This is a genomic window from Micromonospora sp. NPDC023888 (assembly GCF_040639415.1).
Taxonomy (GTDB): Bacteria; Actinomycetota; Actinomycetes; order Mycobacteriales; family Micromonosporaceae; genus Micromonospora.
The window spans coordinates 52,130-66,770 of record NZ_JBEZZW010000013.1; the positions used below are offsets into that span (position 1 = coordinate 52,130).

Genomic DNA, 14,641 nt, shown 5'->3' on the forward strand with positions numbered 1-14,641 from the left:
CTCAGTCCACCCCGAAGACCTTCTCCAGGTACGCCGCCACGCCGTCCTCGGTGTTCGCCGTCGTCACCTCGTCGGCGACCGCGAGGACGGCGCGGTGCGCGTTGGCCACCGCCACGCCCCGGCCGGCCCAGCTCAACATCGGCACGTCGTTGGGCATGTCACCGAAGGCCAGCACATCTGCGGCGGACACCCCGAGGCGGTCGCAGTACCAGGCCAGCCCGGCCGCCTTGGTCACCCCGGCCGCGGAGATCTCCACCAGCCCGGAGGACGACGAGTGGGTGGCCTCCGCCAACCCCGCCACCGCCGCGGCGATCAGTTCGACGAAGGTGTCCGGGTCCTGCTCGCCGGCCCGGGCGAGCAGCTTCACGGCCGGCACCGAGAGCAACTCCTCAGGGGTCTCGATCGGTCGGATCCCCTCGGGGTCGACGTCCCACCGCAGCGGGTAGTGCGCCTCGTGCCGCATCTCCCGGCTGTCCAGGATCTCCACGGCGAAGCTGATGTCGGGCACCTCGGCCCGTAGCCTCCGGGCCACCTCGGCCAGGTGGTGCGGCGCGAGCGGATCGGCCCGCAGCACCTCGTCGGAGAACGGGTCGTAGACCACCGCGCCGTTGGCGCAGACCGCCGGCAGCGGCTGGGCGAGCTGGTCGTACACCATCTTGAGCCAGCGGACCGGACGGCCGGTGACCAGGACGACAGGGGTGCCTCGCGCGGAGATCCGCGCGAGCACGTCGGCGGTACGTGGACTGACGGTGTGGTCGTCGCGGATCAGCGTGCCGTCGATGTCGGTGGCGATCAGGCGGGGCGTCTCTCCCATCACCGGGACAGTAGCCGGTCCAGATACACCGCCACACCGTCGTCGTCGTTGCGCAGGGTCACCTCGTCCGCGGCGGCGCGCAGGGCGGGGTGCGCATTGGCCACCGCCACCCGGGACCAGCCGGCCCACTCGAACATCGGCAGGTCGTTGGGCATGTCACCGAAGACCAGGACATCGGCCGGGTCCACCCCGAGGCTCTGCGCCACCACCGTCAGCCCGGTCGCCTTGTCCACCCCCGGCGGGCAGATCTCGATGAAGCCGAGCCCGGCCTGGGTGAGCGTGGCGACCTGCGGCGAGACGATCCGGCGGGCCACCGCCAGCAGTTCGTCCACGTGGTGGTCAGCGGTCCGGGCGAACGCCTTGATCACGTCGCAGGACAGGCACTCCGCACGGCTTCGTGCCTCGAACCGGTCCTGGTAGGGCCAGCTCTCGTGGTAGTCGCCCCAGAGTGGGGCGTCGTGCTCGTCGGACGCCTCGACCATCACGGTCAGTGGGCCGACCTCGGCCTCCAGGTCGGCGAGCAGCCGGGCCAGCACCTCGGCGGGCAGCCGCTCGTCGCGGAGCACCACGGGGCCGGTCGGGTCGCTCTGGTCGACCACCCGGCCACCACCGGCCATCACCAGGAAGTCGGCGGCCCGGATGTCGTTGCGGGTCAACTCGGTCAAACGAGGGCCGCGACCGGTCGCGCCGACCACCGGGATCCCGGCGGCCCGCACCCGGTCCAGCACCCCATGGGTGTACGCGGAGACGGTGTCATCGCTGCGGACCAGCGTGCCGTCCAGGTCGGTCGCGATCAGCTTGGGCAGTCCCGGGCGGGTCATCGTTCCTCCTTCGCCCACCGCCGTCGCGCCTGCTGTCCCCTTCTGGTGAGGAGACCCTGGCGTCACGGCGGGCAGCAACCGTACCTCGCGGAACGGGTCGCATCCATGGCTTCCAGGCGAATCGGACGCGAACAGAACGCCCTCCAGGCGATCGTGCGCGTTGCGTTGCCGGACGCGGGGATCGCCCACCGTGTCGACCACGACATGCGAGGTCGGCGTGGGTGGGGTCAGGACGGCGGTGCGGGGTGGGTGAAGGGGGCCGCCCGGGTGACGGTGAGGTCGGCCGGCGCGGGGAGGCCGTCATCGCCGACCGGGTCGCGGTCTCGGCGCCGGCGCCACGGGCGGGTCGCCGGCCCGTCTCCGGGGCGGTCGTCCTCCGCTGGCCCGACCGGTGCGCCGGGCGCCGCGGCCGGGGCCAGCCACAGAGCCGCACCGAGCAGTACGCAGGCGGCGAACGCCATCACCAGACCGCGGCCGTACTCGGCCTGGAAGCCGTTCTCGGACGAGTAGAGGAAGTCGCGCTGACCGGGGTCGTCGAGGGTGGCCGTGGCGGCGACCAGCACCGCCAGCAGGGCGCCGGCCAGGGTGAGGCCGGCGAGCCGGGCGTTCGGCCGCACGGCAGCCGTGCCCCGCAGGGCCAGCGCCACGGTGCAGACGAGACCGAGGAGCCCGACCAGGTAACCAACCCCGAAGCCACCGACCTCGGACACCCCGGCCGGCACCTCGAGCGTGCTCTCACCCTCGGGCCCGCCGTTCGGCAGACTCATCACCAGCCATTCGCCGACAAGCGAGGCGACGCCGGCCACCGCGCCCAGACCGGCGAGCAGCAGAGGCAGCCGAGGGTCCTGCGCGAGACCAGCCAGGGACCCGCCGAACCGGCGCCGCGGAGCCGGGTCGACAGCACCCCACTCGATCACGGTCGGCTCGTCGGACCGGTCGCCCTGGCGGGGGATTGGAAGCTCGTCGGACATCGGCCATCCTTCCGCCGGTCACGGACCTGGACGCATCATGGCACAACCAGCCCGTGGTGACAGGGATCGCAGGGCAGGCGTCCGTGCCGGTCGGTCGCTCGGCGGTCACCTTTCCGCTAGCGTTCTCCTCATGCCTATCCGTACCGCTTCAGCACAATGGCAGGGCAATCTCACCGAGGGTGCCGGCACGGTCCGCACCGGTAAGGGCGGCCTGTCGGGCAACTACTCCTTCAAGTCGCGCTTCGAGGAGGGCGAGGGCACCAACCCCGAGGAGCTGATCGCGGCCGCGCACGCCGGCTGCTTCTCGATGGCGTTCTCGAAGGCGCTCGCCGACGCCGGCTCGACTGCCACCTCGGTCGAGACCACCGCCAAGGTCCACCTGGACAAGACCGACGCCGGCATGACCGTGACCCGGATCGACCTGGAGACCGTCGGCCAGGTCCCGGGGATCGACGACGCGGAGTTCCAGAAGCTCGCCGAGGCCGCCAAGGCCAACTGCCCGATCTCCCGCCTGCTCTCGCCGGGTGCCGAGATCACCCTCAGCGCGCGCCTGGCTTCCTGAGCCGGTCTACCCACAACCCGCTCGTTCACGGACAGAGTCTCCGCCCGCTCCTGGGCGGTCGCTCTCTCCGTGAGCCTGCGGGGCCGGTCAGCGACGCCTCACGAGGGGTCCGCCGGGTCCGGCATCGGGCAGAATGGGTGACGTGCCGGTGGAGATGACCCGTGAGCGCTTCGAGGAGCTGGTTGCCGACGCCCTCGACGAGGTGCCCGAGGAACTGCTCGGCCTGATGAGCAACGTGGTCATCCTCGTCGAGGACGACCCGCCCCCGGGCGAGGCCGACCTGCTCGGCCTCTACGAAGGCCACGCCCTCACCAGCCGCGGCTGGGACTACTCAGGCGTCCTACCGGACCGGATCTTCATCTACCGGCGCCCGATCCTGCGGATCTGCGACAACGACGACGACGTCGTCGACGAGGTGGCGGTGACCGTGGTGCACGAGATCGCCCATCACTTCGGCATCGACGACGAGCGGTTGCACGCGCTGGGCTGGGGCTGACCCCACCGGTCGTGCGGTCGCCGCTCGGCCGATGGCCCGTGGTTGCCCTGGTCGCCTACCTTCGGTGCAGCGACCGCAACCCTGTCAGGAGGCACCCTTTCATGCGCAGTGAGCTGTTCTCCGCGGAGAATCTGGAAAAGGAGTCCGCGCAGCCCGGCATGCGGCTGCAGAACTCCAAGATGTTGAAGATCGAACTCAACGGCGAGGCGATGGCCCGGGTCGGGTCGATGGTCGCCTACCAGGGGAATGTGCAGTTCCAGGCGCTGGGCTCGGGTGGGCTCGGCAAGTTTCTCAAGCAGAAGCTCACCGGCGAGGGTGTCCCGCTGATGAAGGTCTCCGGCCAGGGTGACGTCTTCCTCGCCGAACTCGCCAAGGACGTGCACATCATCGACCTGGAGCCGGGCGACGCCCTCTCCATCAACGGCTCCAGCGTGCTCGCCTTCGACTCGACCCTCCAGTACGACATCAGGATGGTCGGCGGTGCCGGGATGGCCTCATCGTCCGGCCTGTTCAACTGCGTCTTCAGCGGCTACGGCCGGATCGCCATCACCACCAAGGGCACCCCGGTCGTGCTCAACGTGGACGCACCCACGTACGTCGACCCGCAGGCCGCGGTCTGCTGGTCGGCCAACCTCCAGACCGGCTACCACCGGGCCGAGCAGTTGGGCCTCGGCACGCTGCTGGGCCGACGCACCGGCGAGTCGTTCACGATGAGCTTCGCCGGCCAGGGTTTCGTGGTGGTGCAGCCGTCCGAGGAGCCGCCGGTCATGGGCAGCGGTCAGCAGCAGCAGGAGGGCGGCCTGCTCGGCGGTCTGCTGAGCTGACCAACACCTGGGCGCGGGCGCTCCCGATCTTTGGGGGTGCCCCGCCCGGTCAGGTCAGCTCACCTGTGCGCAGTCGGGCCAGCCAGGCCGCCGCGTCGACGTAGTCGGCGTCGGAGAGGCCCGCCGGCGCGGGCACCGGCCGATCGCCCGCGGCCTCGGCCCACCGGTGTCGGGGGTACGAGCCCAGGAAACGGACGTCCGCGCAGACCCGGCGCAGCCCCTGCAACGCCTCGCCCAGTCGTACGTCGGCCACGTGCCCCGTGCAGTCCAGGAAGAAGACGTACCGGCCCAACGCCTCCCCGGTGGGGCGGGACTCGATCCGGGTCAGGTTGACGCCCCGGACGGCCAGTTCCATCAGCACGGACAGCAGCGCGCCGACCCGGTCGTGCGCGATGTAGACCGCGAGCGAGGTGAGGTCGTCGCCGGTCGACGGCGGGGGCGGCCCGGGCCGGGACACCAGCGCGAACCGGGTCACCGCGTCCGGGTGATCGGCGATCTTTTCGGCGAGGGTGGCGAGCCGGTGTCGGGCCGCCCCGATCGGAGCGCAGATGGCCGCGTCGTACGCGCCGGCACCGGCGCCCGCCGCGGCCGCGCCGTTGGAGAGCACATCGACAACCACGGCGTCCGGCAGATGGCCGCGTAGCCAGCCCCGGCACTGGGTGGAGGCCTGCGGGTGGGCCGCCACGGTGCGGATCGAGGTCAGCGGCGTGCCGGGCCGAGCGCCGAGCACGAACTCCACAGGCAGGATCACCTCTCGGGTGATCACCAACGGCTCGCCCTCGGCCATCTCGTCCAGGGTGACGCCCACCGCGCCGCCTATCGAGTTTTCCAGCGGCACCAGCGCGGCGTCGGCGTCGCCGGTCCGGACGTTGTCGAGGGCCTCCCCGACGCTGCGGGCAGGCGTACAGGTGCCGCGCTCGGCGGCGGGGATGGAGCGCAGGGCCTGCTCGGCGAAGGTGCCCTCCGGCCCGAGGTAGACGAAGCGTGTCGGCGGTGTTCCCGGCATGCCGATCAGCCTACGCAACCGGCCGGACGGCCGGACCGGCGTCGCAGGCGAGGGCGCGGATGCCGGCCGGGCCGGTGGCGCGTACCTCGATGGTGCAGACGTCGGTGCCGGCGGTGACCAGGACCGGTGCGTTGGCCTGGCCGCGGGTGACCACCTGGAGTTCCTCGTGCCCGGTCACCTCCAGGACGGTGTACTGCCATTCGGCGGCGCAGAGCGGCCCGGTGCGGACCTGGACCCGGACGTTCGCCGGAAGCACGCCTGCCCGACCCCGCAGCAGTTGCACCACCCGTTGACCGGTTGGGCCGTTCCGGCAGGCCGTCGCGACCAGGCCGGCGTCCGGAGTGGGCGTGACCGTGCCGAGTGGCGGTGCGCTGGTCGGCGGGCCGGTGGGTGCGGTGCTCGGGCCGGATGCCGTCGGGGCCGCGGTGTGGGTGGGCGCGGCAGTCGGCTCCGACAACTCGGGTGGGGCGCCACAGCCGGCGAGCACCGCGACGGCGAGCACCGCGAGCGCGACCGGTCGGATCCGGACCGAGGGCAGTGCGGGGGCGTGATCGGACGCCCGGTCACGTGACGCCGGTGGGGTGTGGACCGTCGCCCGTGGTGGGGGAGACGAGGGGCGGGGCGGGGTGAACGGCACGGGCCGATCCTCGGGACATCGGAGAATTCGTCGCGGCCGGGGTGGCCGAGCCCATCGTAGGGTCAGCGGCCGATCGGGTGAAGGTCAGCCGGTGACGCGGTGCCCGGCGCGCTGTAGCGCGGCCGTGCCCTCGGTCAGCCGGACGGCCGGCACCAGCAGGTAGTCGGTGTCGAAGGTGGAGAAGGTGAGCACGCTGACCCGTGCCTCGGCGAGCGGGTCGACGAGCACGGCCAGGCTGCCGGCGCTCGTCGACTCCACCGGGGCGGTGACCCGCAGACAACGCCAGACGGTCTCCACCACGGCTTGCGCCGGAACCCGATCGGCCGGGCAGATCACCGAGATCCCATCGGAGGTCCAGCTCACCGTCACCACGTCGGTGCCGCTCAGCCCGCTCGACAACGCGTACGGCAGGGCGGTGCCGACGGCCAGCCGACACACAGCGTATTCCCCTGGCAGCACGGCGACATCGAGCATGAGGGCACCTTACGGCCTACTCGCGCGAGGCTGAGCCAGCAACGCCGTGTGCGGCTTCGCCGCTGGTCAGACCTCCGAGAAGAAGGTGAGCGAGCCGGCCACGGCGCCGTCGGCGAGCACCGGGGTGGAGATCGCGTCGACTGTCGCGTCGGAGCTGTTCGCCGAGGCGGCCTGCACCCGGAGTAACCCGCGGGCGAGTCGACCGGAGGAGAGCGCCAGCAGGGGCGGGATCTTGTCGATCTCGGCCTCGGTCAGCTCGCCCCGGTTGGCCGTGAAATCGAGAAGGCGCAGCCCGCCGTCGAGCAGCGGGCGCCCGATCAGGCCATCGGGCTCGCCCAGGCAGAGCAGCTCGCAGCCGGCGGTGGAGATCGCCACCACCAGGGTGTCGGCGTCGATCAGCAGGCACGGCTCGGCGGCCCGGGAGACCGTCGAGGACCACTGGCCGACGTTGCCGGACTCCGGCTCTGTCAAGGCCCGCGCCGCCGGCACGAACGCTTCTGAGAGCGAAAGTTCGACGTGGGCCACCGCGCCTCCTATGTGCACCGATCGACTGTCCACGCTAGCGGGTCGCCGACGGAATCACCGAGCGCACCGGGTCACCGAGTCGCGCTGCGTGAACCGAGGCGATCGGTGACGGCGCGGAAACCGGTGAGGTCGAAGGGGGGCCGGAGCCGCGTGGCGTCGCCGGTGACGTTACCGGCGGTGGGCCGGCTTGTCAGCGGCCGTTCGGCCCTCGTCGTACCACCGGTAGTCGGCTGGTGGACGGTAAGTGCCGTTCAGCCATGTGCCGGGGTGCTGTGCGACCCGGGAAAGTTTTTCGGCGGTGGCCGGGCTGATCCGGCTGCCACCGGCCACGAGGAGCCGATCCAGCTCCCGGTGGGTGGCCATCAGACAGTCCTTCGGAAGGCCGTAGACACTGATCACGCCGGAGCCGACGAAGGTCAGCACCGGCGTCACCGGGACCGGCAGCCCCACCGCGTCGGAGAGGGCCTTACTGGCCCGCTTGGCGTCCCGGCGGGACTCGGCCACGTACGGCGGACGCTTGCCGTTGATCTGCACGACGTCCCCGGCGACGAGCACCCTGGCCCGGCCGTGGTCGGCGATGGTCACGGCGAAGAGGCCACTCGGCCCGATGGCGAGGAACCCGGCGCGCTCGTCCTGACCGCGGTCGAGGACGTCTGTGACGTCGGTGCGCGGCCACTCGATGACGTGCCAGGCGGGCCCGAGGTGGTCGAGTTGACCAAGTGCCCGCGCCCCGGCCGCCTCCAGGCGGCGCGCACCCCGCTCGGCACGACGGCGGCGGGCCCATTCGAGCGGTGTCGGACGGACCGGTTCGAGAACCCCCGGCGACTCGACCCGGGGGTGTGGCACCGCCACGGGCGGCAGTGCCCGAGCGGACGGTACGGCTCGTCGTGCGGGAAAGACAGTCATCGCGACCTCCGGCAAAAGGTCCCTCGAAGTTATGTCCTCACTACCCTACGTTGCTACTACCGGTGTTCGGCAAGCCGGAACGCCGGAGTGACTACGGATGAATGCCATATTCATCCACAGTTCTTTTCTCGGATGCCGCCAAACCCTGCCCTACGCTGCGGGAGTGACCCACTACGTCGACAGTGAAGTCGGCCGGCTCGGCACCGTACTGCTGCACCGGCCCGGCCCGGAACTGGCCCGGCTCACGCCACGCAACAACGACTCGCTCCTCTTCGACGCGATCCCCTGGGTCGGACGAGCCCAGGAGGAGCACGACGCGTTCGCCGCCGCCCTGCGCGATCGTGGAGTCGAGGTGCTCTACCTGGCCACCCTGCTGACCGAGACGCTCGCCGTCGCGGACGCCCGGGCCGAGCTCACCGAGCAGGTGCTGCGCTCCCGGCGGCTCGGCGACACCCTGCGGGCCCGCGTCGCCGACCACCTCTCCTACCTCGACCCGGCCGCCCTGGCCGACGTGCTCACCGCCGGGCTGGCCCACGAGGAACTGCGGATCAGCTCGGAGCGGCCGGGCGGACTGGTCTACACGCTCATGGACCGGCACGAGTTCGTCATCGACCCGCTGCCCAACCTGCTGTTCACCCGCGACTCGTCGCTGTGGATCGGCGACCGGGTCGGCGTAACCAGCCTGGCCATGCCGGCCCGACGTCGGGAGACCACCCTGACCGACGCCATCTACCGCCACCACCCACGCTTCGCCGGCACCGAGTTCGTCTACCGCCCGAACCTCGAACACCTGGAGGGCGGGGACGTGCTGCTGCTCGCTCCCGGGGTGCTCGCGGTCGGGGTGGGCGAACGGACCACCCCGGCCGGCGCGGAACGACTCGGCCGACAGGTCTTCGCCGCCGGCCTGGCCCACACCATCCTGGTGGTGCCGATCGCCCAGAAGCGGGCCACCATGCACCTCGACACGGTCTGCACGATGGTCGACGTGGACGCGGTACTCATGTACCCCAACATCGCGAGCACGCTGTCCGCGTACACGGTGATTGCCGGCGCGGACGGTGCGGACCCGCGGGTGGACGGGCCCGCGCCGTTCCTGCGGGCCGCCGCCGACGCGATGGACCTGGACCTGCTGCGGGTCATCGACACCGGGTTGGACCCGGTGACCGCGGAACGCGAGCAGTGGGACGACGGCAACAACACCCTCGCCCTGGCGCCCCGGCTCTGCGTCGGCTACGAGCGCAACACCGAGACCAACGCCCAACTGGAGCGCGCCGGCATCGAGGTGATTCCGATCGCCGGCTCCGAGTTGGGCTCCGGCCGTGGCGGGCCGCGCTGCATGTCCTGCCCGATCACCCGCGACCCGTTGTGAGAATGGGCGCCTCCTCCCGCAGAAGACGCCCAGACGCAGCTCAGCGGAGGGTGAGCTGCCGGCCGAGCAGGCCCTGACGGGAGCGCCGGCTGGCGGCGTCGAGCGGGTCGGTGGCGGCCAGCGCCTCGGCGTACCGCTTGGCGAACTGCGCCACCGGCTCCTCCCAGTCGGCCGCCGGAGTCGTCTCCGGCAGGTCCCAGACCGGCACCAGCCGACCGTGCGCGCGGAACATGCCGGCGAACTTGGTCTGCTCGCCGAGCGTCAGCGAGCCGGCCGCACCGAGGCGGGCAAGCGCGTCCAGGGCGTCGTCCTCGTCGTCGGGCAGCACCCACCGCACGTGTGCCTTCTCCGGGACCTGGCACCAGTAGGCGGCCTTCGCCGCGCTCAGCCGCACGGTCGGGTAGATGGCCGCGTTCGCCCGCTCCAGCGACGCCTGGACGGTCGGATCGTCGGCGGCCCCGGGGTCGAGCCAGAACTCGAACCCCTCGTGCATGGTGATCTCCAGTGGGCCGTCCACGAGGATGTCCTGCAGTCGGGGCCCGGGGCCGGGCAGCGGCGGCACGGTCACCTGACCACCCGGCTCGGTCCGCAGCGCGCTGAGCAGCGCCTCGGCCAGATCCCGGGAGACGTCACCGGACTGCTGGTGGCGTTGCAGACCGATGAGCACCCGACCGTCCGGCTTGGTGATCGCCGGAGCGGCCATCGGCAGCACCGTGGCGAGCGTCGCCGGCCGGTCCCCGAACTCCTCGACCAGGGCGGGTGCCAGCCGCAGCGGCGCGGACGCGGCCGGGACCAACTCGCGCAGCGCGATCCACTCGACCTCGTCGACCAGCCCGTCGAACGGACGCGGCACGAAGACGTCGCGTACCTTGTCGCGGCGGGGGGCGGTATCGGTGGTGGTGCGCTGGCTCTTTCGACGCTTACTCACGGCGTCACAGCCTAGAGGCCCGGCCGGCTCGCCGTGGGCCGGACCCGCCAGAGCCGGACTCAGCCCGCCGGCACCAGGTCGGGTCGGGGCGCCGGCGCCGGGTCGAACTCGGCCCAGACGCGCTGGCCCATGCCGTCCCGCTCGACACCCCAGCGGGTCGCCAGACCGGCCACGATGTGCAGCCCTCGCCCGTCCGCCGCGTCCGCGCTGGCCGTCCGGATCCGTGGCGCGGTGCTCGCGCCGCCGTCGGTGACTCCGAGCTGGATCAGTGGGCCCTGGGCCGAGGGTCGCATCCGCCAGGCCACCCGGACCACTCCGCCGGGCAGCGGCCTGGCGTGCCGCACCGCGTTGCCCACCAGCTCCGCGAGCACCGCGATCAGGTCCGCGAGGAGCATCGGGGGTACGACGTCCGCCAGGTCACCGGCGAGCCGGTGCCGGGCCAGCCGTGCACCGGCCGGGTGGTGCGGGACCACCACGCACCACGCCTGATCCCTCGCTGCCGCTGCCGCTGCCGCTGCCACCGTCGCCTCCACGTCACGCCACCTCGGTCAACCGCGCGGTAGCCGCACCTCTGCGACCGTACCGCCGTCGGTCCTTGGACGTAGGGATACCCATCCATTCTGTTGTTCAACGATCCGGCGGACGAGATAGAGGCCGAGCCCCGCCCCCGGGTAGCCGCGCCGGTCGCCGGACTCGCCCTGCCAGAACCGGTCGAACGCCCGCTCGACGTGCTCCGGTCGGATGCCGATGCCCCGGTCGCTGACCCGGAACGCCACCAGCTGACCGTCCACCGAGGCGGTGATCTCGATCGGCGACTCGACCGGGGAATACTTGCCGGCGTTCGTCGTCAGCTCGGTCAGCACGGTGGCCAGGCTCGGCCGGTGGCCGAGCGCCTTGGGCAGGTCGGCCGGGAGGCGGAGCACCAACCGGCGACGCAACTCCGTCGGCAGGTCCAGGACCGCGGAGCGCAGCGCTTCGCCGAGGTCGAACGGGGTGGGCGGGTCGTCACCCGGCCCGGCCTCGGCGGCCGAGCTGAGGAGACGGTCGACCAGCCGGGCCAGCTCGTTCGCGCGTTGCCCGATCACCCGGGCGGCCTGCCGTCGGTCGACCTCGGTCAGCGAGTCCCAGTGGTCGGTGAGGGTGTCCGCGTACCCCTTGATCACGGTGACCGGGGTGCGGAGTTCGTGGCTGGTCACCGCGACGAACAGCTCCCGGTCGTGGTCGCGGCGCTGCTGGTCGGTGATGTCGCGGAAGGTGACCACCCGCAACGTGCCCGGACCGGGCAACTCGCCGGAGGTGATCCGCAGCCAGCGGCCGTCCGGCATCCGGTGGTCCCTGACCTGGCCGGAGGGCGGCAGCGGAAACGGCAGCGGACGGCTCAGCGCCTGCTCGACCGGCCGGCCGGTGACCTGGGCGGCGGCCGGGTTCCAGAGCCGGACGTGCCCGTCCCGGTCGACGACGGCCAGCCCGTCGGCGAGGGCCGCCACCACCGGGCCGTCACCGTGCACCGGCAGGCCGCTCTGGTCGCCGTACATGTGCGCGACGCAGGACGCGAGGTAGGCGACCACCCCCTGCCGTTCGGCGTCCGGCTCGTCGTCGCCGGGATAGAGGGCGTGCAGGCTGCCGACGGTGTGCCCACCGATCTCGGCCCGCGAGACCACCATCCAGCGCAGGTCACTGCCGGCCAGCTCACCGGCCAACTTGCCGTTCAGGCGGCCCACCAGCACGTTGCGCACCCGTGGCCCGTTGAGCAGGCAGACCGTGTCCGGGTCGTCGACCGCCAGCGGACGGCCGAGGGCCCACGCCGCCGCGCCCGTCGCGGCGATCACTCGACCACCGGTCGGACCGAACTCGACGAACGCCATTCCGGTCGCGCCGAGGGCCGGCTGGGCAACCCGGAGCAGTTGGGTGAGGACCGGAAGGCCGGCCTCCCCAGAGTTGATCATTTCGATGACGACTGTGTGACCGGTGAGGAGAGCGGGGAAATCGATACGCTCCGGCATGTGCCGAGTCTGCCCCGCCGACAGGGATTTGGCACCCCTGCCCGGTCAGCGGTCCAGCCGGGCGAGGGCGTACCCCGGCCGGTCGGTGATGATCCCGTCCACCCCGGCGGCCAGCACCAGCTCAAGGTCGGTCGGCTCGTTGACCGTCCAGACGTACACCTGGTTGCCGGCCGTGCGAAGTGCGGGCAGCAACTGCGGACGGGCCCGGACCAGGCCGATGCCCGGCCCCGCGATACGGGTGCCGAACGGCAGCCGACCCAACCGCGGCCAGCGCGGCAACACCTCCAGCAACAGCACGGTGGGCAGCGTCGGAGCGAGTTCGCGCACCCGGCGGACCGCCAACGGGGAGAACGACATGACGGTGACCTGCACCGGGTCGTCCGGTGCCGGCTCGGCCAGCCCGTACCGACGCAGCACACTGACCAGTTGCCGTTCCACGTTCGAGCCGTAGCGCGACGGGTGCTTCGTCTCCACGAGCAACCGGACCGGCCGGCCGGCGGCGAGCACCGCGTCCAGCAGCCGGGTCAGGGTCAGCAGCCGGGTGTGCGAATCGTCAGGCGGTACGTCCCCGTCCGGCGCGCTGCCCGGATGCCACGAGCCGAAGTCCAGCGCGTCCAGCTCGGCGAGGGTACGCGCGCTGACCAGACCGCGACCGTTGCTGGTGCGGTCGAGTCGTCGGTCGTGCACGCAGACCAGGTGCCCGTCCCGGGTCAGCCGGACGTCGCACTCCAGGCCGTCGGCGCCCTCGTCGAGAGCCCGCAGGTACGCGGCGAGGGTGTGCTCGGGAAGGTCGTACGAGGCGCCGCGGTGGGCGAAGACAAGTGGACCACCCATCCCGGCCGCCCTCAGATGACCTGGCCGGGCTGCCCGTTCGCGTCGACCACCGGGCGGCCGACCGCAGCCCACTGGCGCATCCCGCCGTCGGCGTTGCGCACCTGCTCCCAGCCGTTGTTGACCAGGTAGGCGACGACCTGGGCGGAACGCCCCCCGGAGCGGCAGATGACCGCCACGTCCCGGTCGGTGGGCACCTCCGCGAGCCGAGCCGGCAGCTCCATCATCGGCAGGTGGTGGGCGGTGGGCGCATGGCCGGCCGCCCATTCGTCGGCCTCCCGCACGTCAAGCAGGTAGGTCTCGTCGGCGATCTCGGTCACGGGCACGGTGGGAACCTGGGGTCCGAACACAGGAAGCAACACTAGATCCTCGTCGACCGCTTCGGCACCGACCTGGCCGTCGCCACCATCACAACCGGCTCACCCAGCGCGGGTTGGCCTGCGCCCAGGACGGCATCTGTCGGCCGCGAACCGCCTCGAACAACCCGTTGCCCCCGTTGTCGAGCACCACGTACGACACCTCGTCGATGGTCTGGGGGGACGAGGGCAGCTGGACGCCGCGCATCCCGTCGGGCGGCAGCGCGCGCAGCGCGAGGAGCAGGTCCTCAAGGGGTACGCCGTTGGTGTCGACTGTCAACGAGCCGCCCACCGCCCGAAGCACCTGATCCAACTTGACCGGGTTGCTCCGCAGATCCGCCTTGCCGGCGCTGTCCAGCATCGCCCGGAGCAGTTGCTGCTGGTGGTGTTGCCGGTCGTAGTCGCCGCCGGGCAGGTCGTAGCGCTGCCGGACGTAGTCCAGGGCCTGCGCCCCGTCCATCTGTTGGCATCCGACGGGGAAGACCCGGTTGGTGTGGATGGAGCGGACCTCGGTGTCCACGCACATCTGCACCCCGCCGAGCAGGTCGATGACCTTCCGGAAGCCGGAGAAGTCGATGAGCGCGGCACCGTCGAACCGGATTCCGGTGAGCCGGTTGAGGGTGGCGGAGAGCAGTTGGGCGCCGGCCGGTCCGCCACCGCCGTGCTCGTACGCGGCGTTGATCTTGTCTTGACCGCCGCCGAAGCCGTTCGCGGGCGGGATGGCGACGAGCAGGTCACGCGGGATGGAGACCAGGTACGCCTCCCGCTGGCCGGCCGGCACGTGCACGATGAGGATGGTGTCGGAGCGTTGGTCCGGTCCGGTGCCGCCGGGGCGGCGGTCGGAGCCGACCAGGAGATAGTTGAGCGGCCCGTCCAGGTCGGTGCGGTCGGTGCGGGCGTCGGGGTCGAGCAACTGTTCCTTGGTCACCGTGCGGTCGTAGCGGTTGCTCAGCGTCTTGAGCCCGACCATGGCCAGCCCGGCCAGCAGGACGAGGGCCAGGCCGATGCCGAGCATGATCCGCGACCCTCGGGCGCGGCGTGCTCGGGTGGGCGGGGCCGCTCCGGCCCGGCCCGCCACGTTCCGTCCCCACCTGGACGTGACCGCCTCCCCGCAGCGA

The 14,641-nt window shown here is 72.0% G+C and carries 18 protein-coding genes; 4 read left to right on the forward strand and 14 right to left on the reverse strand.

The features are described 5' to 3' along the window. Position 1 precedes the first annotated feature (1 nt). The 3 genes from AB0F61_RS14265 to AB0F61_RS14275 form a co-directional block, all read right to left on the reverse strand. Positions 2–814 (reverse strand): HAD family hydrolase, encoded by an 813-nt coding sequence (locus AB0F61_RS14265; RefSeq protein ID WP_357808695.1) that lies wholly within the window; start codon positions 812–814, stop codon positions 2–4. After that, positions 814–1,635, reverse strand: a complete 822-nt coding sequence (locus AB0F61_RS14270; protein WP_357808698.1) for an HAD family hydrolase — start codon at positions 1,633–1,635, stop codon at positions 814–816. Before AB0F61_RS14270 ends, AB0F61_RS14265 begins: the two co-directional genes overlap by 1 nt. Positions 1,636–1,862: 227 nt before the next feature. Further along, positions 1,863–2,606, reverse strand: a complete 744-nt coding sequence (locus tag AB0F61_RS14275) for a hypothetical protein (protein ID WP_357808701.1) — start codon at positions 2,604–2,606, stop codon at positions 1,863–1,865. Between the two features lie 130 nt (positions 2,607–2,736). Here AB0F61_RS14275 and AB0F61_RS14280 point away from each other — a divergent pair, with 130 nt between their 5' ends. The 3 genes from AB0F61_RS14280 (at position 2,737) to AB0F61_RS14290 (ending at position 4,488) form a co-directional block, all read left to right on the forward strand. Continuing rightward, positions 2,737–3,168 (forward strand): OsmC family protein, encoded by a 432-nt coding sequence (locus tag AB0F61_RS14280; protein WP_110564777.1) that lies wholly within the window; start codon positions 2,737–2,739, stop codon positions 3,166–3,168. A 148-nt stretch (positions 3,169–3,316) separates the two neighbouring features. Then, on the forward strand, positions 3,317–3,664 hold the full coding sequence (locus tag AB0F61_RS14285; RefSeq protein ID WP_357808979.1) for a metallopeptidase family protein: 348 nt from the start codon (positions 3,317–3,319) through the stop codon (positions 3,662–3,664). A gap of 101 nt (positions 3,665–3,765) precedes the next feature. Then, on the forward strand, positions 3,766–4,488 hold the full coding sequence (locus tag AB0F61_RS14290) for an AIM24 family protein (RefSeq protein ID WP_030487734.1): 723 nt from the start codon (positions 3,766–3,768) through the stop codon (positions 4,486–4,488). 49 nt (positions 4,489–4,537) lie between these two features. Here the strand turns inward: AB0F61_RS14290 and pheA are convergent, their stop codons facing one another. The 5 genes from pheA to AB0F61_RS14315 all read right to left on the reverse strand — a co-directional run bounded on the left by pheA (position 4,538) and on the right by AB0F61_RS14315 (position 8,036). Beyond that, positions 4,538–5,494 (reverse strand): prephenate dehydratase, encoded by a 957-nt coding sequence (gene pheA / locus AB0F61_RS14295; RefSeq protein ID WP_357808705.1) that lies wholly within the window; start codon positions 5,492–5,494, stop codon positions 4,538–4,540. 10 nt (positions 5,495–5,504) lie between these two features. After that, complete coding sequence (locus AB0F61_RS14300; RefSeq protein ID WP_357808982.1) at positions 5,505–6,017, reverse strand: hypothetical protein; 513 nt, start codon at positions 6,015–6,017, stop codon at positions 5,505–5,507. Positions 6,018–6,215: 198 nt separating this feature from the next. Beyond that, the gene (locus tag AB0F61_RS14305; protein ID WP_357808708.1) at positions 6,216–6,605 is read right to left on the reverse strand and encodes an ACT domain-containing protein; all 390 of its coding nucleotides are present in this window, start codon (positions 6,603–6,605) and stop codon (positions 6,216–6,218) included. Positions 6,606–6,671: 66 nt separating this feature from the next. Beyond that, on the reverse strand, positions 6,672–7,130 hold the full coding sequence (locus AB0F61_RS14310; protein WP_357808711.1) for a hypothetical protein: 459 nt from the start codon (positions 7,128–7,130) through the stop codon (positions 6,672–6,674). A gap of 168 nt (positions 7,131–7,298) precedes the next feature. Then, positions 7,299–8,036 (reverse strand): hypothetical protein, encoded by a 738-nt coding sequence (locus tag AB0F61_RS14315; RefSeq protein WP_355030935.1) that lies wholly within the window; start codon positions 8,034–8,036, stop codon positions 7,299–7,301. Positions 8,037–8,199: 163 nt separating this feature from the next. Here AB0F61_RS14315 and AB0F61_RS14320 point away from each other — a divergent pair, with 163 nt between their 5' ends. Then, positions 8,200–9,405, forward strand: a complete 1,206-nt coding sequence (locus tag AB0F61_RS14320) for an arginine deiminase (RefSeq protein ID WP_357808714.1) — start codon at positions 8,200–8,202, stop codon at positions 9,403–9,405. Between the two features lie 40 nt (positions 9,406–9,445). Here AB0F61_RS14320 and AB0F61_RS14325 read toward each other — a convergent pair whose 3' ends face one another. From AB0F61_RS14325 to AB0F61_RS14350, 6 genes are all read right to left on the reverse strand, one after another. Then, positions 9,446–10,333: a DUF5926 family protein gene (locus AB0F61_RS14325; protein WP_357808717.1), complete on the reverse strand. Its 888-nt coding sequence runs from the start codon at positions 10,331–10,333 to the stop codon at positions 9,446–9,448. 59 nt (positions 10,334–10,392) lie between these two features. After that, entirely contained in the window at positions 10,393–10,809 is a 417-nt protein-coding gene (locus tag AB0F61_RS14330) for an ATP-binding protein (protein ID WP_357808985.1), read from the reverse strand. Positions 10,810–10,881: 72 nt separating this feature from the next. Continuing rightward, positions 10,882–12,336 carry a PAS domain-containing sensor histidine kinase gene (locus AB0F61_RS14335; RefSeq protein WP_357808720.1) on the reverse strand — a complete coding sequence of 485 codons (1,455 nt, stop codon included), beginning with the start codon at positions 12,334–12,336 and terminating at the stop codon, positions 10,882–10,884. A 45-nt stretch (positions 12,337–12,381) separates the two neighbouring features. Further along, the gene (locus AB0F61_RS14340; protein ID WP_357808723.1) at positions 12,382–13,170 is read right to left on the reverse strand and encodes a glycerophosphodiester phosphodiesterase family protein; all 789 of its coding nucleotides are present in this window, start codon (positions 13,168–13,170) and stop codon (positions 12,382–12,384) included. 11 nt (positions 13,171–13,181) lie between these two features. Then, positions 13,182–13,517, reverse strand: coding sequence for a rhodanese-like domain-containing protein (locus AB0F61_RS14345; protein ID WP_357556572.1), 336 nt, complete (start codon positions 13,515–13,517; stop codon positions 13,182–13,184). Between the two features lie 58 nt (positions 13,518–13,575). Beyond that, a complete protein-coding gene (locus AB0F61_RS14350; RefSeq protein WP_357808726.1) occupies positions 13,576–14,538 on the reverse strand; it encodes an LCP family protein in 963 nt (320 codons plus the stop codon). Positions 14,539–14,641: the final 103 nt, after the last annotated feature.

Bases quoted from the DNA above. Each gene is read 5' to 3' on its own strand.
- AB0F61_RS14265 (WP_357808695.1), bottom strand. From the start codon at position 814: ATGGGAGAGACGCCCCGCCTGATCGCCACCGACATCGACGGCACGCTG.
- AB0F61_RS14270 (WP_357808698.1), bottom strand. From the start codon at position 1,635: ATGACCCGCCCGGGACTGCCCAAGCTGATCGCGACCGACCTGGACGGC.
- AB0F61_RS14275 (WP_357808701.1), bottom strand. From the start codon at position 2,606: ATGTCCGACGAGCTTCCAATCCCCCGCCAGGGCGACCGGTCCGACGAG.
- AB0F61_RS14280 (WP_110564777.1), top strand. From the start codon at position 2,737: ATGCCTATCCGTACCGCTTCAGCACAATGGCAGGGCAATCTCACCGAG.
- AB0F61_RS14290 (WP_030487734.1), top strand. From the start codon at position 3,766: ATGCGCAGTGAGCTGTTCTCCGCGGAGAATCTGGAAAAGGAGTCCGCG.
- pheA (WP_357808705.1), bottom strand. From the start codon at position 5,494: ATGCCGGGAACACCGCCGACACGCTTCGTCTACCTCGGGCCGGAGGGC.
- AB0F61_RS14305 (WP_357808708.1), bottom strand. From the start codon at position 6,605: ATGCTCGATGTCGCCGTGCTGCCAGGGGAATACGCTGTGTGTCGGCTG.
- AB0F61_RS14315 (WP_355030935.1), bottom strand. From the start codon at position 8,036: ATGACTGTCTTTCCCGCACGACGAGCCGTACCGTCCGCTCGGGCACTG.
- AB0F61_RS14335 (WP_357808720.1), bottom strand. From the start codon at position 12,336: ATGCCGGAGCGTATCGATTTCCCCGCTCTCCTCACCGGTCACACAGTC.
- AB0F61_RS14340 (WP_357808723.1), bottom strand. From the start codon at position 13,170: ATGGGTGGTCCACTTGTCTTCGCCCACCGCGGCGCCTCGTACGACCTT.
- AB0F61_RS14350 (WP_357808726.1), bottom strand. From the start codon at position 14,538: ATGCTCGGCATCGGCCTGGCCCTCGTCCTGCTGGCCGGGCTGGCCATG.